20 protein-coding genes are annotated in these 21,623 nt (G+C 50.9%); 15 read left to right on the plus strand and 5 right to left on the minus strand.

Going from position 1 to position 21,623, the window contains the following annotated elements; translation table 11 throughout:
* The first annotated feature begins 55 nt into the window (after nt 1–55).
* The 5 genes from HOM51_10990 to HOM51_11010 all read left to right on the plus strand — a co-directional run bounded on the left by HOM51_10990 (nt 56) and on the right by HOM51_11010 (nt 5,533).
* Entirely contained in the window at nt 56–1,681 is a 1,626-nt protein-coding gene (locus tag HOM51_10990; protein MBT5035029.1) for a CTP synthase, read from the plus strand.
* Between the two features lie 4 nt (nt 1,682–1,685).
* Nucleotides 1,686–2,528 (plus strand): 3-deoxy-8-phosphooctulonate synthase, encoded by an 843-nt coding sequence (gene kdsA, locus HOM51_10995; GenBank protein ID MBT5035030.1) that lies wholly within the window; start codon nt 1,686–1,688, stop codon nt 2,526–2,528.
* 157 nt (nt 2,529–2,685) lie between these two features.
* Nucleotides 2,686–3,615 carry a response regulator gene (locus tag HOM51_11000; GenBank protein MBT5035031.1) on the plus strand — a complete coding sequence of 310 codons (930 nt, stop codon included), beginning with the start codon at nt 2,686–2,688 and terminating at the stop codon, nt 3,613–3,615.
* Nucleotides 3,616–3,768: 153 nt separating this feature from the next.
* A complete protein-coding gene (gene eno, locus HOM51_11005; GenBank protein MBT5035032.1) occupies nt 3,769–5,043 on the plus strand; it encodes a phosphopyruvate hydratase in 1,275 nt (424 codons plus the stop codon).
* A 103-nt stretch (nt 5,044–5,146) separates the two neighbouring features.
* Entirely contained in the window at nt 5,147–5,533 is a 387-nt protein-coding gene (locus HOM51_11010) for a septum formation initiator family protein (GenBank protein MBT5035033.1), read from the plus strand.
* Nucleotides 5,534–5,538: 5 nt separating this feature from the next.
* On the opposite strand, the gene HOM51_11015 is transcribed toward HOM51_11010, so the two are convergent.
* Nucleotides 5,539–5,790 carry a hypothetical protein gene (locus tag HOM51_11015; protein MBT5035034.1) on the minus strand — a complete coding sequence of 84 codons (252 nt, stop codon included), beginning with the start codon at nt 5,788–5,790 and terminating at the stop codon, nt 5,539–5,541.
* A gap of 452 nt (nt 5,791–6,242) precedes the next feature.
* Between HOM51_11015 and nifJ the strand changes: the two genes are divergently transcribed.
* The 8 genes from nifJ (at nt 6,243) to HOM51_11055 (ending at nt 16,976) form a co-directional block, all read left to right on the plus strand.
* Entirely contained in the window at nt 6,243–9,821 is a 3,579-nt protein-coding gene (nifJ, locus tag HOM51_11020) for a pyruvate:ferredoxin (flavodoxin) oxidoreductase (protein ID MBT5035035.1), read from the plus strand.
* A gap of 152 nt (nt 9,822–9,973) precedes the next feature.
* Nucleotides 9,974–11,011 (plus strand): pyruvate dehydrogenase (acetyl-transferring) E1 component subunit alpha, encoded by a 1,038-nt coding sequence (gene pdhA / locus HOM51_11025; GenBank protein ID MBT5035036.1) that lies wholly within the window; start codon nt 9,974–9,976, stop codon nt 11,009–11,011.
* A gap of 17 nt (nt 11,012–11,028) precedes the next feature.
* Complete coding sequence (locus HOM51_11030) at nt 11,029–12,390, plus strand: pyruvate dehydrogenase complex E1 component subunit beta (GenBank protein ID MBT5035037.1); 1,362 nt, start codon at nt 11,029–11,031, stop codon at nt 12,388–12,390.
* Between the two features lie 14 nt (nt 12,391–12,404).
* Complete coding sequence (locus HOM51_11035; GenBank protein MBT5035038.1) at nt 12,405–13,682, plus strand: pyruvate dehydrogenase complex dihydrolipoamide acetyltransferase; 1,278 nt, start codon at nt 12,405–12,407, stop codon at nt 13,680–13,682.
* Between the two features lie 12 nt (nt 13,683–13,694).
* The gene (lpdA, locus tag HOM51_11040) at nt 13,695–15,098 is read left to right on the plus strand and encodes a dihydrolipoyl dehydrogenase (protein MBT5035039.1); all 1,404 of its coding nucleotides are present in this window, start codon (nt 13,695–13,697) and stop codon (nt 15,096–15,098) included.
* On the plus strand, nt 15,098–15,550 hold the full coding sequence (locus HOM51_11045) for a GNAT family N-acetyltransferase (protein ID MBT5035040.1): 453 nt from the start codon (nt 15,098–15,100) through the stop codon (nt 15,548–15,550). The genes lpdA and HOM51_11045 overlap by 1 nt, the downstream gene beginning before the upstream one ends.
* Nucleotides 15,551–15,583: 33 nt before the next feature.
* On the plus strand, nt 15,584–16,519 hold the full coding sequence (gene lipA, locus HOM51_11050; protein ID MBT5035041.1) for a lipoyl synthase: 936 nt from the start codon (nt 15,584–15,586) through the stop codon (nt 16,517–16,519).
* Nucleotides 16,520–16,529: 10 nt separating this feature from the next.
* On the plus strand, nt 16,530–16,976 hold the full coding sequence (locus HOM51_11055; protein MBT5035042.1) for a type II toxin-antitoxin system RatA family toxin: 447 nt from the start codon (nt 16,530–16,532) through the stop codon (nt 16,974–16,976).
* Here HOM51_11055 and HOM51_11060 read toward each other — a convergent pair.
* Nucleotides 16,958–17,452, minus strand: coding sequence for a CinA family protein (locus HOM51_11060; protein ID MBT5035043.1), 495 nt, complete (start codon nt 17,450–17,452; stop codon nt 16,958–16,960). The genes HOM51_11055 and HOM51_11060 overlap by 19 nt on opposite strands.
* A gap of 2 nt (nt 17,453–17,454) precedes the next feature.
* Complete coding sequence (locus tag HOM51_11065; protein ID MBT5035044.1) at nt 17,455–17,922, minus strand: phosphatidylglycerophosphatase A; 468 nt, start codon at nt 17,920–17,922, stop codon at nt 17,455–17,457.
* A gap of 272 nt (nt 17,923–18,194) precedes the next feature.
* Here HOM51_11065 and HOM51_11070 point away from each other — a divergent pair, with 272 nt between their 5' ends.
* Both HOM51_11070 and HOM51_11075 read left to right on the plus strand, forming a co-directional pair.
* Nucleotides 18,195–19,520: a peptidoglycan DD-metalloendopeptidase family protein gene (locus tag HOM51_11070; GenBank protein ID MBT5035045.1), complete on the plus strand. Its 1,326-nt coding sequence runs from the start codon at nt 18,195–18,197 to the stop codon at nt 19,518–19,520.
* The gene (locus HOM51_11075) at nt 19,498–20,025 is read left to right on the plus strand and encodes a polymer-forming cytoskeletal protein (protein ID MBT5035046.1); all 528 of its coding nucleotides are present in this window, start codon (nt 19,498–19,500) and stop codon (nt 20,023–20,025) included. The genes HOM51_11070 and HOM51_11075 overlap by 23 nt, the downstream gene beginning before the upstream one ends.
* 8 nt (nt 20,026–20,033) lie before the next feature.
* Here the strand turns inward: HOM51_11075 and HOM51_11080 are convergent, their stop codons facing one another.
* Nucleotides 20,034–21,017, minus strand: a complete 984-nt coding sequence (locus HOM51_11080) for a threonine/serine dehydratase (protein ID MBT5035047.1) — start codon at nt 21,015–21,017, stop codon at nt 20,034–20,036.
* Between the two features lie 18 nt (nt 21,018–21,035).
* Nucleotides 21,036–21,623, minus strand: a 588-nt coding sequence (locus HOM51_11085; GenBank protein ID MBT5035048.1) for a lytic transglycosylase domain-containing protein, incomplete at its 5' end; no start/stop codon positions are given.

The following is a 21,623-nucleotide window of genomic DNA, read 5'->3' on the forward strand; positions in this document are numbered from 1 at the left end:
AATTGCCGCCTCTTTTCTTTTGTCAGAGCCTGATTTTGGATTAAAGTGCACGTCCATGACGCGATTCATTTTTATCACTGGCGGCGTGGTTTCCTCACTCGGAAAAGGACTGGCATCAGCGGCTCTTGGCGCGCTGCTTCAGGCGCGCGGCTTTAAGGTTCGCCTGCGAAAGCTAGACCCTTATCTCAACGTTGATCCCGGCACCATGAGCCCGTATCAGCATGGCGAAGTTTATGTGACAGATGATGGGGCTGAGACTGATCTCGACCTTGGTCATTACGAACGCTTTACCGGCGTGGCCGGGCGCCAGAGCGACAATGTCACCACCGGGCGAATATATTCTGACGTGATCGCTAAGGAACGTCGGGGGGATTACCTAGGGGCGACCATTCAAGTCATTCCCCACGTTACCGATGCCATCAAGGATTTTGTCACCAGCGATTTAACCGACGAAGATTTCGTGCTGTGCGAAATTGGCGGCACAGTTGGTGATATCGAAGGTCTTCCATTCTTGGAAGCGATTCGGCAATTGGGCAACCAGTTGGGACGAGACAGGACGATGTACCTGCATCTGACACTCTTGCCCTATATCCCAACGGCAGGGGAGCTAAAGACCAAACCGACACAGCACTCGGTCAAAGAACTGCTGAGTGTTGGAATTCAGCCGGATGTGTTGTTGTGTCGCGCAGAGCGCGAAATTCCTGAGTCCGAGCGCCGTAAGATTGCTCTGTTCTGTAATGTTCGAGAAGAAGCCGTGATCCCAGCCCTTGACGTCGGCAGCATCTACGAAGTGCCGGTCAGTTATCACCGAGAAGGATTGGATGCCCAGGTCTGTAATCATTTTCGCATTGATGCTCCGGCACCCAAACTAAGTCGCTGGTTTGATATCATTGAGCGTGCGACCAAGCCTGATGGCGAAGTCACTATCGCCGTGGTGGGCAAATATACAGGGCTCCTGGATGCTTATAAATCGTTGGCTGAGGCCCTGACTCATGGCGGCATCGCTAACAATGTTCGGGTTAAATTGAACTGGATTGATTCAGAAATATTTGAGAGCGAAGATGCGGTTTTTCATCTTGAAAATGTACATGGAATTTTAGTTCCAGGAGGGTTTGGAGAGCGCGGTTCATTAGGAAAAATAGAAGCCGTTCGCTTTGCCCGTGAGCACAATGTTCCCTATTTTGGTATTTGCTTCGGCATGCAGATGGCGGTGGTTGAATCTGCGCGAAATGTTGCTGGCATCAAGGACGCCGGATCGACGGAATTTGGTGAGTGTAAAGAACCTGTCGTTGGATTAATGACCGAATGGATGCGCAAAGGTGATATCGAACGTCGGGCCGCAGACGGTGACATGGGGGGAACCATGCGCTTAGGAGCCTATGACGCTAGAATTACCAAGGGAAGCCGGGTTTATGACATCTATCAAACGGGTGCCATCAACGAGCGCCATCGTCATCGCTATGAAGTCAACGCGAACTACATGGAGCGTTTGGAAAAAGTTGGCGTAAAATTCCCCGGCATGTCGCCGGATGGAACCTTGCCAGAGATCGTTGAAATTCCAGATCATCCTTGGTTTATCGGGGTCCAGTATCACCCGGAACTGAAATCAAAACCGTTTGAGCCCCATCCGCTCTTTACGTCGTTTATTGGGGCGGCGGTGCAACAGTCTAGATTGGTTTAAGAACATGACCACTCCCCGCCACATAACTGTTGGCGATGTCTCCATCGGGAATGACTTGCCGTTCGTCCTGATTGCCGGGCCGTGTCAGATGGAAAGTCGCGGCCATGCAATGCAGACTGCAGGAACGTTAAAAGAGATAACGGATAAGCTTGGGATTGGACTGATCTATAAGACCTCGTTCGACAAAGCCAATCGCACAAGTGTCGATACACCCCGAGGCTTGGGAATCGATCAGGCATTGCCGATCTTTGCCGATATTAAAGCTGAATTTGGCGTGCCGACCTTGACCGATGTTCACGATGCAGGACAGTGTGCGGCGGTGGCAGAGGTTGTGGATGTTCTGCAAATCCCTGCATTTTTGTGCCGCCAAACTGACTTGTTATTGGCAGCCGGTAAGACCGGACGAGTCCTCAATGTAAAGAAAGGGCAGTTCCTGGCACCCTGGGATATGGCCAATGTGGTGAAGAAGATCGAAAGTACCGGCAATGATCAGATTTTGCTGTGTGAACGAGGTGCCAGCTTTGGCTATAACACCTTGGTTTCGGACATGCGATCCTTACCGATCATGGCGCAGACAGGGTGTCCAATTGTATTCGACGCAACCCATTCAGTTCAACAACCGGGCGGGCAGGGCTCGACGTCTGGAGGGCAGCGAGAGTTTGCTCCTGTGCTTGCCCGGGCGGCATTGGCAATCGGTGTCGCTGCCGTCTTTATGGAAACCCATGAAGACCCAGATAACGCGCCAAGCGATGGGCCAAATATGATATATCTCAATCAATTACCGGAGATTCTAGATGTATTGGTTCAGATAGATAATGTCGCTAAATCCAGTCCTTTAAGGATTTAAACTTATACACTTTTTCAATTAAGTTTGACGTAAGCCAAAAGTACATACCAATTAAACTGTACATGGGTTTGGGCGGGTGTATAGTGTTTGCGATTCCTGGGGATAATATTACGGCTACGGGATATCCTAACATGGGACCCGGTTTTGAGATCGCTATATGAGCAGCCTGACCTTAAATAAAGTAGAGATATTAGTTGTTGATCCCAACAGCAACGCGCGGCGGAGTGTGCAGGACGCGCTTCAAAATTATGGCTATCCTGAGTTTGATTTTGCCGGATCTTTTCGTGAAGTTCGAGACAAATTCCGGATTCGCGAACCGGATATGATTATATCTGAGACAGAGCTTCCAGATGGTACATTGAGTGAGTTTGTTAGGCGGCTTCGCAATGACGAAATTTCTGGAAATCCATTCTTACCGATCATTGGGATATCATCTGATTCATCCAAAGAAGTGATGGCTGAATTGGAAGCGTCTGGCGTTGATGCGATATTATCACGGCCCTTATCAACGACTCATTTGGTTAAATGCATCACCGAAGTTATGAATAAAAAGCGCCAATTTTTGGTGACAGCAAATTACATTGGTCCGGTGCGTCCGTCGGCAATGCCGACTGATGGCATCGGCGCGGAGCCAATAGACGTGCCCCATACGCTTAAGTCCAAGTCAAAGGGGATCGGATATCGTTCCATGTTCGAGGATATTGCCAATGCGACAAAATTGATCAACCGATTGAAGATGTCGCGGCTGTCCGAGAAAATCGTCATGCTGACCAACGGGATTGCCGAAATTCTGGAAAAGCATGGATTCGCTGATGAGGCGCATGGCTTGTTCGAAGATATATTAAAGGCGTCCAGGGATGCGGGCCAGCGTGTCGCCGGAACAGATTATGCCCATGTGACAGAGCTTTGTGATTCCTTAATCAAGTTGCTGAATAAGATTTGTATTGAGGACCAAGGTGCAATTAAAAAAGACATTAAGCTATTGAAACCAATGGCGAGTTCAATTCATTTAGCATTCTCTGAATCGGAAGAAGCAGCGGCATTTTCGCGTCAGGTATCCAATTCCGTGAGCAATAGAAATTCATAAATAATAAATCCAGCGTATCCGCTATTTCTCCGCGGCATAGAATTTTCAATTAGTCAAAATTCGGAATTTTTCTGGTATGCATATCGTCGGTAGGGTATGAGTGCGGCCAACCGAAAGACCGCTTATTAAGCAAACCAGAGAGGCGTTAAAATCATGACTGCTATTGTCGATATCATCGGACGAGAAATTCTAGATTCCCGCGGCAATCCCACGGTTGAAGTGGATGTTGTTCTGGAAACAGGGACTCTCGGACGGGCCGCCGTGCCGTCCGGTGCATCGACAGGGAAACATGAGGCGGTAGAACTTCGCGATGGCGACAAGGCGCGCTTCGGCGGCAAAGGGGTGCTAAAGGCTGTTGAGTCGGTAACCGGTGAGATCTTTGATGCGATTTCTGGAATGGACGCGGAAGAGCAACTCCTCATTGATCGCACGATGATTGATCTGGACGGGACGGAGAATAAGGCGCGACTTGGCGCGAATGCGATGTTGGGTGTTAGTTTGGCAGTTGCGCGTGCCGCAGCGGATGAAGCCTGTTTGCCGCTCTATCAGTTTATCGGAGGCTCGTTCGCGCATATGTTGCCGGTGCCGATGATGAACATCGTCAATGGTGGTGCACATGCCGATAACCCCATCGACATTCAAGAATTCATGATTATGCCGGTTGGCGCGGATAATTTGGCAGATGCCGTCAGGATTGGCGCTGAAATCTTTCATTCTCTAAGGTCAGGCTTGAAGGACGCCGGGCACAACACCAATGTCGGTGATGAAGGCGGCTTTGCGCCAGGTTTGTCCAGTGCCGACGATGCATTGGGGTTCATTATGAAATCTATTGAAAAGGCTGGTTATAAACCAGGTGATGACATCTTTCTGTCTCTTGATGCTGCTTCCAGCGAGTTCTTCAAGGACGGCAAATACGAAATGGTTGGCGAAGGAAAATCTTTGGATGCGGGCGCGATGGTCGCCTATTACGAAGACCTCGTTAGTCGCTATCCGATTATTTCTATCGAAGACGCCATGGATGAAGACGATTGGGAGGGTTGGAAAGCCCTAACCGAAGCCATCGGTGACAAAGTTCAACTGGTTGGCGATGATTTGTTTGTGACCAATCCAAAGCGCCTGGCAGATGGCATATCTCAGGGGGTCGCCAATTCAATTCTGATAAAGGTCAATCAGATCGGCACGCTTTCGGAAACTCTCGAGACCGTCGAGATGGCTCATAAGGCTTCGTACACATCAGTGATATCTCATCGTTCGGGTGAAACCGAGGATTCGACCATCGCCGACATCGCAGTTGCCACCAATGCGGGGCAAATCAAGACCGGGTCGTTGTCCAGGTCAGATCGACTGGCAAAATACAACCAGTTGATCAGAATTGAGCAGGAATTGGACACCTCAGCAGGGTTTGCGGGCCGTTCTGTCGTTCGATAGACCAAGGCAGTGATCCGATAAATCAAATCCTAATGATTTATTAACCTATTCCACGTCCTAATGGTCCTGCAAAGCCTGGGGAGGCTTTTAACAGGTTGATTCTATGGGGCTAATTCAAGAACTTCGTGCACGGGCACACCATGTCATCGGGCCGGTTATCGGTATCTCGTTTGTCATGTATTTTGGCTACCATGTGCTTCACGGTGACCGCGGCTTGATCGCGCTTCGCCATCTGACGCAGACCGTAGAAAGCACCAAACTGGCTCATGCTGATATTCATAAAACGCGCATGGCTTTGGCCCAAAGGGTCAGACTGTTGTACCCGGAAAGCCTAGATCCTGACATGCTGGAAGAGCGCGCACGGGTGATGCTGAACTATGGCTACGCTGACGATATCGTGGTTATGCTGGACAGCTCACTTGAAATAAAAAGCGCAGCTAATTCGGAGATCGTTTCTTACACGCCAATTAGCGTCGTTAGGTCTGACTAATCATCCTATGGACGATAAAGCACCGTCGAAAGCGCAAAATTCAAAGCATATAATTCATCGTTATAAGCAATAAAGTCGATGAATGTATCCGGTACTGTACCCTTCGCGGTGGGGTGTCCATACACCGCTTCTACTTGCTCTAGTGTATCATCAGTTACAGTCGTGCGGGCCTTGCGGGCAATGCGACCAGAAAGTGCTTTTAGAATGACGTTCTCACAATCGTCGTAGAAGGCTTGATCGATTGGTGTTTCGGTCAAATCTGAAGGTTTGGGCCGAATTTACTCACCGTTGCCGCGTTTGCGCCGAAGACATCATCCCAACTTCCCATAATCAACTCCTCTTAACTTAATTGGGCGGATATCTCGCCCACGGCCTAAATCAAGTATCTGAAGTAATCTTACAAAATATAGACTAAAATCCTTATCTAATACTGACGTTTTGCTATGTATTGGATTGCAAAGTCATGAATGCAGCCTGTGGAAAAAACCTGATTATTTATGGGGTTTTCTACTAGTAGATATATAATATCTGTAATTTGTGTGATCACGAAATTGTGGCCAACTTGAATTTGGAGAATTGGGGGGTATTCGCGTACACTATATTCTTGATTATCGCTCCGCAAAATTGACGGAGATCATATCGGAGGTCCGTACGATATTTAGAATTAAATAATACAGTCCTATCAAAACCGGATGAATTGTGGGGTGCTATGGTTGAGAAACGTAAGATCACTGTCGATGGTAATGAGGCTGCTGCCTCGGTTGCCTATCGAACCAGCGAAGTCATTGCGATCTATCCTATTACACCGTCCGCGGTGATGGGGGAGCTATCGGAAGAATGGTCGGTACAAGGCAAAAAGAACCTCTGGGGTATTACGCCCGAAGTTGTTGAAATGCAATCGGAAGCAGGGGCTGCCGGTGCCGTACACGGTGCGCTACAGACCGGTGCTTTATCGACAACGTTTACGGCCTCCCAAGGCTTGCTGTTGATGATCCCGAATCTCTATAAAATTGCTGGCGAGCTGACATCATTCTGCATGCACGTAACAGCGCGCACCATCGCAACCCACGCGCTGTCGATCTTTGGCGATCATTCAGACGTAATGGCCTGCCGCCAGACAGGTATGGCCATGCTGGCGTCTGGTTCATCTCAAGAAGCGCAAGATATGGCCTGTATTGGTCAGGCTTCTACATTACGGGCACGTGTCCCTTTTATGCATTTTTTCGATGGTTTCCGTACGTCCCATCAAATCGATAAACTTGAATACCTGCATGACGAAGAATTGGGCAAAATGATGGACCCGGACTTGATCGCCGCCCATCGCAAACGCGCTCTGACTCCGGATGATCCGGTCGTGCGTGGCACGTCGCAAAATCCAGACACCTTCTTCCAGATGCAGGAATCACGAAATCCCTATTATGCTGAGTGCCCTGACATTGTGCAGGGCGAAATGGATCGGTTTGCTGAGATCACTGGGCGGTCGTACAAATTATTCGAATATTTTGGTGCAGAGAACGCTGATCGAGTGATTATAACCATGGGCTCGTCTGGTGAGACTGTGCATGAGACCGTAGACTATCTGAACCAACGCGGCGCAAAGCTGGGCGTGATCAAGGTGCATTTGTTCCGCCCGTTCTCGTTAAAGCACTTCGCCGCCGCTTTGCCCGCATCGGTGAAGGCCATTGGTGTTTTGGACAGGACCAAAGAACATGGTGCACTGGGAGAGCCTTTGTACCAAGACATCGTCACGGCCTTGGCCCAAGCGAAGGCAGAGGGACTTAGGGAAGCAGACTTCCCGACCGTAATTGGCGGGCGTTATGGCCTCAGTTCCAAGGAGTTTACCGCTGGTATGGCCAAGGCAGTCTTCGATGAACTCGCCAAGGATAAGCCCAAAACTCATTTCACCGTCGGCATTATCGATGACGTGACGCGCTTGTCCCTTGATGTAGATGAAGAATTCAGCACGGAAGGGGATGAAGTCATTCGTTCTGTCTTCATTGGTTTGGGCTCAGACGGAACAGTTGGCGCCAATAAGAACTCCATCAAAATCCTGTCGGAAAACACAGATAACTATGCCCAAGGGTATTTTGTCTATGATTCGAAGAAAGCGGGATCGATGACCATTTCTCACTTGCGGGTGAGCCCCAATCCAATTCGGTCAGCCTATTTGATCGCGGAGGCTGATACCGTCGCCTGTCACCAGTTCAATTTCTTGGAGCAGGTGGATGTGCTGAAATATGCCAAGCACGGTGGAACCCTGCTGCTGAACTCGCCGCATGGTAAAGAGAATACGTGGGATAAATTGCCCCGGAATGTGCAGGAAGAAATCATTCGAAAAGACCTGAAAGTCTATGTCGTTGATGCTCACATGGTTGCCTTCGCAACTGGCATGGGACGGCGCATCAATACCATCATGCAGACCTGTTTCTTCGCGATTTCCGGTATCATCCCCAAAGATGAGGCAATTGATCATATTAAAACTGCGATCAGGCGCACCTATACCGTTAAGGGCCATCATATCGTCGATATGAACAATGACGCCGTGGATCAAGCGCTGGATCACCTGCATCTGATGGACCTACGGGGACACCTGAGTCACGAGGATCTCCCCCCCATTGTCCCCGATCATGCGCCTAATTTTGTTAAGCAAGTGACGGCAATGATGATCGCGGGGAAGGGTGATATGCTGCCGGTCAGTGCGTTGCCAGCTGATGGCACCTGGCCGGTGGGCACCACCAAGTGGGAAAAACGCAATTTGGCGCAGGAAATCCCGACGTGGATTCCGGAACTTTGTATTCAATGCAACAAGTGTGCTCTGGTCTGCCCTCATGCGGCGATCCGCGTGAAGGCTTATGGTGAAGATGTGTTGGCGGATGCGCCTGAGACGTTTCAGTCGATGAAAAACCGCGGCAAGGAATTCGGCGACAACATGGCCTACACGGTTCAAGTTGCGCCGGAGGATTGTACGGGTTGCACGCTCTGTGTGCGTGTGTGTCCGGGTAAGGATAAAGCAAATCCTGACCGCCTTTCCCTCGAAATGATGCCACAACCGCCGTTGGTGAAGGAAGAACATAAGAATTGGGAGTTTTTCCTCAATTTACCCGAGATTGATCGCACGAAGCTCAAGCCTAATGTGAAGCTGACCCAGTTCGCCGAGCCCTTGTTTGAATTCTCAGGTGCTTGTTCAGGGTGCGGTGAGACCCCGTATATCAAGCTCATCACGCAGATGTATGGGGATCGCTCGATGATCGCCAATGCCACGGGCTGCTCGTCTATCTTTGGCGGCAACTTGCCGGCAACCCCCTGGACCAAGAATCTCCAAGGCCGTGGGCCTGCTTGGGCTAATTCCCTGTTTGAAGACAATGCTGAATTCGGTCTCGGCTTCAGGCTCGCCTTGGATAAGCACGTTGAACAGGCGCGGGCAGCACTGCTGGAGAAAAAGGACACCGTTGGGGAAGACCTAACTGACTCCATCCTAGAGGCAGAGCAGCTCACCGAAACTGATATCCAAGAACAACGAACACGGGTTCAAGCTGTGAAGGATAAGCTGGGACCCGATAGTACCGGCCGACTTTCTGAGCTTGCTGATTATTTGGTTCGGAAAGATGTCTGGATTATGGGTGGTGACGGCTGGGCCTATGACATTGGCTCCGGCGGGCTCGACCATGTATTAGCGTCTGGCAAAAACGTCAACATCCTGGTCCTGGATACAGAGGTTTACTCAAACACCGGCGGCCAACAATCAAAAGCCACCCCCATGGGAGCCGTTGCGAAGTTCGTCACCGGCGGCAAATCCTTGCCGAAGAAGGATTTGGGGTTAATGGCGATCAGTTATGGCCATGTTTACGTTGCCTCCGTCGCATTTGGTGCGTCGGATTCTCAGCTGATGAAGGCCGTTACAGAAGCGTCGAGTTTTGAGGGGACATCCCTGATCATTGCTAATGCGCCGTGTATTGAGCATGGCTACGACCTCGCCAATGAACTCGATCAAATGAAAATGGCGGTCGAGTCTGGCTATTGGATGCTCTATCGCTACGACCCACGGCGCTTAACGGCTGGTCAAAAACCCATGCAGTTGGACAGCAAAGCGCCCTCGATTGCACTCGACAGCTACTTTATGAATGAGAACAGATTCCGCTTGGTAAAGCGTCGTACGCCGGACCTTTATGAAAAACTTTTGGAATCAGCCACGGCAGAAGTCCGTTGGCGGCGTACAGTCTTCGAAAAGCTCGCAGAAATGAGTTTGAGCCTTGCTGATGCCGAAGCTGCGATGCAAGCGGCAGAGTAAGGATTTGGATGGTAATAATCTAAACTGTATTGCAGTTAACTAAAAAATAATCGTTTAAAAACAAACAGTTGCGATTGTAAAATCGACTTGAACATTTTGCGCTTTCGCTATACATTACCCCCAATTAAAAATCATTCGCAGGAGGGAGTGGCATGGCAAAGGCTGCGTCGAAATCTGGGGCGAAATCGTCTCCCAAGAAGAAAAAAGTTTCCAAGCCCGCACTCCGGTCCAAACCGGAAGAACTCATAGAATATTATCGTCTAATGCTCCTGATCCGCCGTTTCGAGGAAAAGGCGGGACAGCTGTATGGCATGGGACTGATCGGTGGTTTTTGCCATCTCTACATCGGTCAAGAAGCCGTCGTTGTTGGTATGCAAGCGGCGGCCATTGAAGGCGATTCAGTCATCACAAGCTATCGTGACCACGCTCATATGTTGGCCTGCGGAATGACGGCGAATGGCGTCATGGCGGAACTGACCGGCCGTATTGGCGGATATTCCAAGGGTAAAGGCGGCTCCATGCACATGTTCAGTGCGGAGAAACGATTCTATGGCGGGCACGGCATTGTGGCGGCGCAGGTTCCCATTGGGACCGGCCTTGCTTTTGCTCACAAATACAAAGGCGACGGCAACTGCAACATGGTCTATTTCGGCGATGGTGCTGCAAACCAAGGCCAAGTCTATGAATCGTTCAACATGGCCCAACTATGGAAGCTGCCGGTTATTTATGTGATTGAGAACAATAAATACGGCATGGGCACCTCGGTCGAACGCCATACATCAAATACGGAACTTTATCAGCGGGGTAAGGCGCACGGCATTCCTGGCCTGAAGGTTAACGGCATGGACGTGCAAGAAGTAAAAGAAGCTGGCGCAAAGGCGTTGGACCACTGCCGCAGTGGAAAAGGACCGTATATCTTAGAAATGGAAACCTATCGGTATCGTGGGCATTCAATGTCTGACCCGGCGAAATACCGGACCAAGGAAGAAGTCACCAAAATGCGCCGTGAAAGTGATCCGATTGATAATCTTCGGGGCTTGCTGCTCGACAATAAATTGATCGATGAAGACAAGCTGAAGGAAATGGACCGAGAGGTAAAATCCCTGGTGATGACGTCGGCTGATTTCGCGCAACAGAGCCCAGAGCCTGATGCGAGCGAACTCTACACCGACATTCTCATTGAAGCTTAAGGGCGAGGATATCTGACATGCCTATAGAAATACTAATGCCCGCACTTTCGCCGACAATGACCGAAGGTACTGTGGCGAAATGGCTCAAAAAAGAAGGCGACAGCATCGTTAGTGGTGATGCGTTGGCTGAAATTGAGACTGATAAAGCCACCATGGAAGTCGAAGCCGTTGACGAAGGCACGCTTGGCAAAATTCTCATCGGTGATGGGACGGCGGATGTGCCGGTGAATACCGCCATCGCACTGATCTTGGAAGAAGGCGAAGACGCCAGCGCGCTCGAAGGTGCTGGATCTGCTTCACCGGCCCCTGCCACTGCTACCCCAGAACCTTCTGCTCCTGCGGCAGTCGCAACAGCACCGGTCGCCGTTGCGCCGACTGAATCATCCTACGACGGCCCGACGGTCAACATCACCATTCGCGAAGCCTTGCGGGACGCCATGGCAGAAGAAATGCGCAACGATGAAAATGTCTTCCTGATGGGCGAAGAAGTTGCGCAATACCAAGGTGCGTATAAGATTTCCCAAGGTCTGCTGGATGAATTCGGCGAGAAGCGGGTTGTCGATACGCCGATTACTGAGCACGGCTTTACCGGGCTTGGCGTTGGTGCCGCTTTCGGTGGGCTCAGGCCTATTGTCGAGTTCATGACGTTCAACTTCGCCTTGCAGGCATTGGATCAAATTCTCAACTCTGCGGCCAAGACCAACTACATGTCCGGTGGCCAAATGGGCTGTCCTATTGTGTTTCGCGGTGCGAATGGTGCCGCATCCCGGGTTGGCGCGCAGCATTCTCAGTGTTTCGCCGCTTGGTATGCTCACATTCCGGGTATGAAAGTTGTTATCCCTTATTCTGCGGAGGATGCGAAGGGATTGCTGAAATCGGCAATTCGCGATCCGAACCCGGTCGTCGTGCTGGAAAATGAAATCCTCTATGGCGAGACCTTTGATGTTCCTGACGATCCCGACTTTACCGTGCCGATTGGCTTGGCGAAGATCGAACGGTCTGGGAGTGACGTCACCTTGGTCGCCTACGGATACGCCGTTAAGTACGCGTTAGATGCTGCGGCTGCTCTGGCGGGAGAGGGGATTGAGGCGGAAGTGATCAACCTTCGCTCCATCCGACCGTTGGATATGGAGACCGTGCTGACGTCAGTCCGGAAGACCAATCGAGCGGTAACAGTAGAAGAGGGCTATCCGATGGTCAGTGTTGGCGGCGAAGTTGCCGCCCAAATCATGGAGAAGGCGTTTGATGATTTGGACGCGCCGGTGGCCCGGGTTGCCGGTAAGGACGTGCCCATGCCCTACGCAGCAAACTTGGAAAAATTGGCGCTTCCCAGCGCAGATGAAGTGGTCCAAGCGGCCAAGGCCGTTTGTTATCGCTAATTAAGGACAAAACCATGCCCATTTCTATTCTCATGCCAGCTCTATCCCCCACCATGACCGAGGGGACTCTCGCAAAATGGCATAAAAAAGAAGGCGATACGGTCGAAAGCGGCGACGTCTTGGCCGAGATCGAAACCGATAAGGCAACGATGGAAGTCGAAGCGGTTGACGAAGGCACCCTTGGTAAAATTTTGGTAGCGGACGGGACCGCCGATGTTGCGGTCAACACGCCGATTGCGTTGATCTTGGAAGAAGGCGAGGACGCTTCCGCTTTGGATGCAGCGCCTGCGGCTCCGGCTGCTCCTGCACCAGCAGCAACGCCTGCACCTGCTGCGACTCCAGCACCCGCACCGGCGCCAACTCAAGCAGCTCCGGCCGCAAGCAGCGGCGACAGAGTGATCGCCAGCCCCTTAGCAAAACGTATGGCGGAGATCGAGGGTCTGGACTTAAGCCAAGTCACAGGTTCTGGCCCAAATGGGCGAATTGTGAAGGCTGATATCGAGAAAGCTTTGTCTGGCGGTGCAGCACCAAAATCAGCCGCTACCGCACCGGCACCTGTTTCCACCGCCCCCGCACCAGCAGCCCCATTACCTGCCGGCAGCTTCACCGAAGTGCCCAACAACAACGTCCGCCGCGTTATTGCGCAACGTTTGTTGGAAGCCAAGACCACGATTCCACATTTCTACCTAACTGTGGACTGTGAGTTGGATAAGTTATTGGAATTGCGAAAAGATTTGAATGGTCGTTCCCCTGAAGGCGATGGCGCATACAAAATTTCGGTTAACGATTTCGTTATTCGCGCGGTGGCTTTGGCAATGAAAAAAGTACCCGCTGCGAATGCCGCGTGGAGCGAAGAAGCCATTCGCTTGTTCAATGATATCGATGTCTCAATTGCAGTTGCGACACCGGATGGACTGATTACACCGATCGTGCGCAAGGCCGACACCAAAGGACTCGCTGATATATCCAACGAAATGAAAAACCTCGCGGTCCGGGCTCGCGACGGCAAGCTGGCTCCAGAGGAATTCCAGGGTGGTGGTTTCACGATCTCTAATCTCGGCATGTTCGGGGTGAAGGAGTTCGCCGCCATCATCAATCCCCCACAGTCTGCTATTCTGGCCATTGGGGCAGGCTCTCAACAACCCATCGTGCGGGACAACGCCTTGGCCATTGCAACCGTTATGTCGGTGACGTTGTCGTGCGATCATCGCTCGGTTGATGGGGCTGTGGGTGCACAGTTCCTGCAAGCGTTCAAAGGCTTTGTTGAAGACCCACTGACCATGATGCTTTAAAGGAGGGATATTATGCCCGCCGAAATAAAAAAATTCGACGTTATCGTAATTGGTGGTGGCCCTGGCGGTTACGTCACAGCCATCCGCGCCGCCCAACTCGGTATGAAAGCCTGTGTGGTCGAGCGCGAGCACTTGGGCGGGATTTGCCTCAACTGGGGATGTATCCCGACCAAGGCCTTGTTGCGCACGGCGGAAGTCTATCGCAACGCCGAACACGCCAAGGAATATGGGCTGGAAATCAAAGGGTTATCTTTCGACCTCAAGAAGGTTGTGGATCGTTCCCGGAAGGTGGCAAAGCAGCTCTCGGGCGGCGTTGGGCACCTGTTGAAGAAGAACAAAGTTACGGTGATTGACGGTCATGCGAAACTCAAGGGGTCGGCCACAGTTTCCGTTGAAAAAGACGGTAAGGAAACCCTGCTCTCAGCCACGCATATCATTTTGGCGACGGGCGCACGGTCTCGGTCTTTGCCGGGATTGGAAGGCGACGGCAAATTAGTCTGGACGTACAAAGAGGCAATGGTCCCAGACATCATGCCGAAATCTCTGTTGGTTGTGGGCTCTGGTGCGATCGGTATCGAATTTGCGAGTTTCTTTAGGACACTTGGGGCCGAGGTCACAGTTATTGAGGTGTTGGACCGGGTCTTGCCTGTTGAAGATGCAGAAATTTCAGACTTTGCAGAAAAATCCTTTAAGGCTCAAGGCATGAACATCATGACCTCAGCCACGGTTAAGACCTTGAAAAAAGGTAAAAATAACGTCACGGCGACGGTTGAGCAGGGCGGCAAGAGCACTGACATCACTGTGGACCGCGTCATTCTCGCTGTCGGCATTGTCGGCAACGTTGAGGATTTAGGCCTTGAAGGCACCAAAGTCGAAGTCGACCGCACGCATGTGGTAATTGATGACCGCTGCCGCACGGGTGAGCCTGGAGTTTACGCCATCGGTGATTTAACAGGCCCACCATGGCTCGCTCACAAGGCGAGTCACGAAGGCATGTACTGCATTGATCGCATTAACGGCCAAAAAGACGCCCATCCATTGGATACCAGCCGAATTCCGGGATGTACTTACTGCCATCCTCAAGTCGCAAGTGTCGGTCTGACAGAAGCCGCCGCAAAAGACGCTGGCCATGAAGTCCGGGTTGGACGGTTCCCCTTTATGGGCAACGGAAAGGCGATTGCTCTCGGGGAGGCCGAAGGCTTGGTCAAAACCGTGTTTGATGCCAAAACCGGTGAACTCCTGGGCGCGCACATGATTGGGACAGAGGTAACGGAGCTCATTCAGGGCTACGCGGTCGCGATGACCTTGGAGACAACAGAAGTCGAACTCATGCAAACCGTCTTCCCACACCCGACATTGTCAGAAATGATGCATGAGTCGGTGCTGGATGCTTATGGTCGTGCTGTTCATTTCTAATGTCTGATTTCATCATTCGACCTGCGAGTGCTGCTGACGAAGACGCTTGGCACCCTTTGTGGAAAGGGTACATAAAGTTCTATGGCGCTGAAATCTCTGATGAAATTACCAAAGCCACTTGGGCGCGGTTGCTTGATCCATCAGAACCGATGAATTGCTTGATTGCCGAGGACCGTGAACTTGGTGTTATCGGGATCGAGCATTATATTCTTCACGCAAGCACCTGGACAAAGGCACCTGTCTGCTACCTTCAGGACTTGTTTGTAGCTGAGAAAGCCAGAAATTTAGGCGCGGGTCGGGCTTTGATTGAGACCTTAAGTCAAAAAGCGACGGAAGAAAATTGGTATCGCGTTTATTGGCTAACAGACCGCGATAATACGACCGCTCGTAAATTATATGATAAGGTAACGACGGTGACGAATTGGGTGCGTTATGACATTTCAACCACCTAGCCATCTTGGCACTAACACAATATCAGGCATCCTATGACAAAAGTTCAAACCCTCCGGCATCCAGAAAAGCAAAAGAACCCGGAGTCCCCAACGCCGCGTAAGCCCGCGTGGATCAGGGTTAAGGCACCGACGTCCAAGGGGTATATCGAAACGAAGGCCCTGATTGAGGAACACAATCTGCATACGGTTTGTCAGGAAGCCGCGTGCCCGAACATCGGCGAATGCTGGGAGCAGAAGCACGCGACGGTGATGATCTTGGGCGATACCTGCACCCGCGCCTGTGCGTTCTGCAATGTGATTACTGGCAAGCCTGGACCCGTTGATCCATTGGAACCTGAAAACCTGGCGATTACAGCCAAGAAACTCGGCCTCAATCACATGGTAATTACATCGGTGGATCGGGATGATCTGGCCGATGGCGGGGCATCGCAGTTCGTTAAATGCATTGAGCAAATGCGGGTGACGGCGCCGGGTACGACGGTTGAAGTTCTGACCCCGGATTTCCTAAACAAGGAAGGTGCAGCTGAAGCAGTTGTCCGCGCCAAACCTGACGTATTCAATCATAATTTAGAAACCGCACCCCGGCTTTATCCGACAATTCGTCCCGGTGCGCGTTATTTCAATTCTCTGAAAATACTTAATGATGCCAAGGTGATAGAGCCTAATATTTTTACCAAATCTGGCATCATGGTGGGATTGGGAGAGGACAGAGGGGAGGTCCTTCAAGTGATGGATGACCTGCGCGCGGCCAATGTGGATTTCCTGACCATCGGTCAATACCTGCAGCCAACCCCGCGTCACGCGCCGTTGGATCGCTTTGTGACGCCAGACGAGTTCGAAGAATACAAACGAATTGGCAAATCCAAAGGGTTCTTGTTGGTGGCATCGAGCCCGCTCACCCGGTCTTCCTATCACGCCGACGCCGATTTTAAGGCCCTTCAAGAAGCCCGACGGGCTAAGAACAGCTAGCTTTTCGATCATGCCGAAGCACGCGGAAAAAAAGGTCCTGCCGCATACCCCTGAACAAATGTACGCTCTGGTTGCCGATATTGAGAAGTACCCGGACTTTCTACCTTGGTGCGTCGCGACCCGTATCAAAAAACGTGAAGACGAAGGTCCTACTCTCATCGCCGATATGGTGATCGGATTCAAGATGGTGCGCGAGAAATTCACCTCACATGTTGTCCTAACCGAACCCCGTCAAATTGACGTTAAATATTTCGATGGCCCGTTTAAGTATTTGGAAAACAAGTGGATTTTTGACCCTCATGGGGACGGCGAATGCCTGGTCGACTTCTATGTCGATTTTGAATTTCGTTCGCGTTTGTTGGAGAAGATCATGGGGCCGCTGTTTGAGAAGGCGGTGCACCGGATGATTACGGCGTTCGAATCCCGTGCTGATGAACTTTACGGCAGTTCAGCCTGACGCCGCATCAGGTCGATCACGGTACCGACGGCTTGAAGACGGACTGAGTCTCGATCTCCCTTAAAGACATACCTCAAATGTTCTGTCTCATAGCCTTTGCGCGCCGCCGCCATGTGGACCAGGCCGACGGGTTTATCATCAGACCCACCACCCGGCCCAGCTATGCCTGTTGCTGAGCCTGAGACTTCGGCGTTGGAGTGCTCCAAAGCGCCTTCGGCCATGGCACGGGCGACTTCCTCACTTACAGCGCCGACCTCATCAAACAAATCTGTCGGAACACCGACCATTTCGGTCTTGGCCTCATTTGTATAGGTGACGAAGGTCCGATCAACGACATCAGATGACCCTGGCACCGCCGTCAAACAGCTAGAAATCAATCCTCCCGTACAAGATTCAACGGTCGCCACTTTAAGTCCTCCTGTCTTGCAGGCTTCTAATAACTTTTGGGCCTTCATCAGGGTGTCTTTAGGGAACATGATCAAACCTCCGCCATCATCAGAGTAATTCCATACAGTACCGCCATTGCATAAGGTGCTGCCAACACATCGTCCAGCATGACGCCAAGGCCGCCTTTAACTTGTCTATCGGCCCAATTTGCTGGCCACGGTTTAAAGATATCGACGATGCGAAACAGGATAAAGCCTGCAGCATAAGAGACTAAATCCGCAGGGACCATTAATAATACCAGCCATTGCCCAGCGACTTCATCAATAACGATGGCTTGTGGGTCTTCGCCGCCAAAGCGTTGTACGAATATTTCAGAGGCCCATACCCCAAGGCCAAAGACCAGCACAGTCGCAAGGGCCAGTCCCGTCGTACCGAAATTCTGAACGATGATCCAAGCAAAGGGCAGGGCAGCGAGTGATCCCCATGTTCCGGGAGCTTTTGGCAGTAACCCTGCACCAAACCAAGTGGTAATTATGGCGATCGGGTGAAGGGGCGACATGCCCTCAGGTAAAGCTCGATTCGCCAATTTTTCTGCTCCGTACACGTTTTGACCCAAGAACGATCAAGATAACTGTGTTTAATTTGCGCCACTGCGTCAAACTTAACCTAGATATTTGAAGCCAAACCAAGTTTCACCCTCGATATCTAAGTCTTTAGCCTAAATAACTCAAAAATAAGCAATCTTGGTCAATAGACACTTGCATGAATGACTCCATACAGATACTTTCGTAGCGCTATAAAACGATAATTTTTTGGGGGCGAGTGGGGTTTATGCGCAGGCAATATATGAAAGACTCCTGGGCAGAGAGGTGGCACCAGTATGTAGATGCGGTGTTTCCGGAACGACAGATACACGTACGGACCAACGGCGACGTAAAGTTTATCCAGGTCTCACAATTTGCTCAATTGTGTGTGGCTTTGATGTTTCTCGGTGTTGCCACCTGGGTCACGTTCGCATCAGCGAAGTATGTGCTGCATCAGCGCGTCGTCGCGTCGAAGGACAACCAAGTCGCCAATGCGCATTTGGCCTATCGCAGCCTGTTGAGTGAAGTCGCAAACTATCAGAAGAAGTTTGTTAGCCTGACCAAAGACCTTGAGCAGAACCACAATTTGATGCTCGGTCTTGTGGAACAGAATGCTTCCTTGCAGGAAAGCCTGCGTTCAGTCGAAACAGAACTGGTTTCAACTGATACGGAACGCAAGCAGGTCATTTCGGCGCGCGAAAAATTAAAAGGTAAACTCAACGCCATTGAGAATGAAATGAGTTCGCTTGCCCATCATAACTTCTCATTGAAGGATAATCTGAATTCCATCGAAACTGATCTGCAAACGGCGTTGTTGGAACGTAATTCGGCTTTATTCAAGAATCAACGACTGAGCCAGTCGCTCAAGGATTTGAAGACACGGTTGAGCAGTCTTCAAGAATCTCAGCAAGACTCTGTTTTGCGGCTCAGCGAGAATACGTTGGAACAAATTTCCGATATGGAAAAGGTCATCAAGCTGTCCGGGCTTGATGTTAAAAAGGTTCTCAAGGCGTCGAATAAGCTACCGCGGGGACAAGGTGGCCCCTTTATTCCGATCAAGACAGACGGGCTTCCGGCGGGTGATTTAAAGGCTGGCCTGGATAATCTTGATGCCATGTTGAATCATTCCAAAAACCTTCAGGGAATACTACAAAGAATCCCGTTGGTTGCTCCGCTAAAATCTTATTATATCACCAGCGGGTATGGGAAACGGCGTGATCCGATTAATAAGAGATGGGCTGCGCATTACGGGCTCGACCTCGGCAGTCCTTTTAAAACTTCAGTTTATGCGACGGCACCGGGAGTGGTGACATTTGTTGGCTGGAAAGGAAATTTTGGTCGATTGGTCGAAATTACCCATGGGTCCGGAATCAAGACCCGCTACGGTCATTTGCACAAGGCCCTTGTGCGGCGCGGGCAAAAGGTTAAATTTCAGCAAAAGATAGGCCTTCTTGGCAGCACTGGGCGGAGTACTGGGGCTCACCTACATTATGAAGTGCTGTTTAAGAAGCGAACGAAAAACCCCATGAAATTTATCAAGGCGGGGCGGTATGTTTTCCAAGACAAACAATAAATCAAATTCATCTAGTGGTACCGCAGCCGAAGCAGCGGTTCGGTCTGCACCTTCTATCCTAAGCTCGGATATGCGGATTACCGGTAACTTGAACAGTGACGGTGAAATTCAAGTAGACGGCACGATAGAGGGCGATATTCGGACGAAAATTCTTCTGATCGGACAAGGTGCTGAAGTGAAGGGTGAAATCGTAGCAGATTCCATTCATGTTCACGGGACCATTCACGGCCAGATTAAGGCGCGTTCCGTTGTTTTGGCGAAAACAGCGCACGTTGTCGGTGATATTCTTCACGAAGATTTATCAATCGAAAAAGGCGCCTTCCTGGAAGGTCACTGCAAAAGCATTTCCAAGAGTACAATACAAAAAGATAGCCTGAATTTGGTGGGTAATAAAGCAACCGACGCAGGGGTTGTTCCTGTGAATAAAGACGTTAAGCCTGCTGTTGCTGTGAGCCCAACGGCTCAATCTGCTCATCAACCACCGAAGAAAACAATCGGCGCTTAGGTCGTTCTTTAATCATTAGATGTTGAGAGTGCTGTTTTGAACACGGCGCTGTCTACGTTGCCGCCAGAGCACACGACAGCGACGACCTTTCCCATAAACCGCTCTTTATCACCAGACAGAACAGCGGCGGCTGCAATGGCGCCACCTGGTTCGCAGACGATTTTAAGGCGAAGAAAGAGTGCGGCCATGGTGCGCTGAACATCATCGTCGGACGCGATCAACCCCGCCGAGACAAGGTCTCGATTTATTTCAAATGTCATCTCACCGGGGGTAGGCGATAACAAAGCATCACAAATTGACTTAGTTCCAGGTGGGTTGGTTTCGTGCTGACCAGAGACAAGAGATCTCGCCGTATCATCGAAGCCTTCCGGCTCTGCCGTATATACCAGAGTTTTCGGCAATAATGAATGGAACGCGAGAGCGCAGCCTGCCGTTAACCCACCTCCGCCACAGGGCACGACAAGAGCATCCAACTCAATCCCTAATGCGTTGCAGTCTTCGGCAATTTCAGCGCCGACTGTGCCTTGGCCGGCAACGACGTAGCGATCGTCATAGGGTTTAATGATTGTTGCATTGCGGTCTTTGGCAATGGCTTCGGCTATATCTTCTCTGACTTCATTATCTCGGTCGTACAGCACGACTTCTGCACCATAGGCCTTGGTGTTGGCGATCTTTAGTTTTGGCGCGTCGGCAGGCATGACAATGATGGCTGGTATGTTCAACGATTGTGCAGCCGCCGCCGTGCCTTGCGCATGATTGCCGGATGAGTAGGCAACAACTCCATTCGCGCGTCGGTCTTCGGGAATACGTGAAACCGTGTTGTAGGCCCCTCTGAATTTAAAGGACCCGGTCTTTTGTAGCATTTCCGGCTTTATCAGCAGGCGGCACCCTGCCAAATCATTCAGAAATGGTGATTCTAACAAAGGTGTCCGGACCGTCAGGTATTTCAGAACACGCGCAGCGTCTTCAATATCAGAAAAAGTCGGCGTCATGACCGGTAATCCTTGGCGTTAGCGATTGAGGTCGCCTTCGAGTGTCTGCGCCACTTGATTGGCAGAGAGGCGAGAACGGTAAACTTGCAAGTTTTCGAGCACTCGTTGAACATAGTTTCGGGTCTCGTCAAAGGGGATCATTTCAACCCAATCGATTGCATTAACGCTGCTATCTCGGGGATCGCCAAATTTTCGAACCCATCGTTTTACCCGCGATGGCCCCGCGTTATACCCGGCGATAGCCATGATATAGGACCCTTTGAAATCCCCCAGGAGACCTTCTAAATAATGACGGCCCAGCTTTAGATTATAGGCTGGGTCAGTGGTTAGTCGGCCTTTCGAATAGGAAATTCCAATTTGCTGCGCGACTTTTTTCGCGGTCGCGGGCATCAGTTGAAGTAATCCGCGAGCCCCAGCATGACTTTTGGCTTTGACGTAAAAGGCACTTTCTTGGCGGATCATGGCCAAGATCAAAGGATATTCGGCAAGACGCCCCTGTCGGTTAATGGATGTCTTTGGCAGTCGGATAATCGGATAGCCGATGTCTGGAAAAAGCATGCCCTTCTGCCGTGCTTTCTTAGCGATGCTAATGGTTTGATCCAACCG

This window comes from Rhodospirillaceae bacterium, assembly GCA_018660465.1.
In the GTDB taxonomy this organism is placed as follows: Bacteria; Pseudomonadota; Alphaproteobacteria; order Rhodospirillales; family JABJKH01; genus JABJKH01.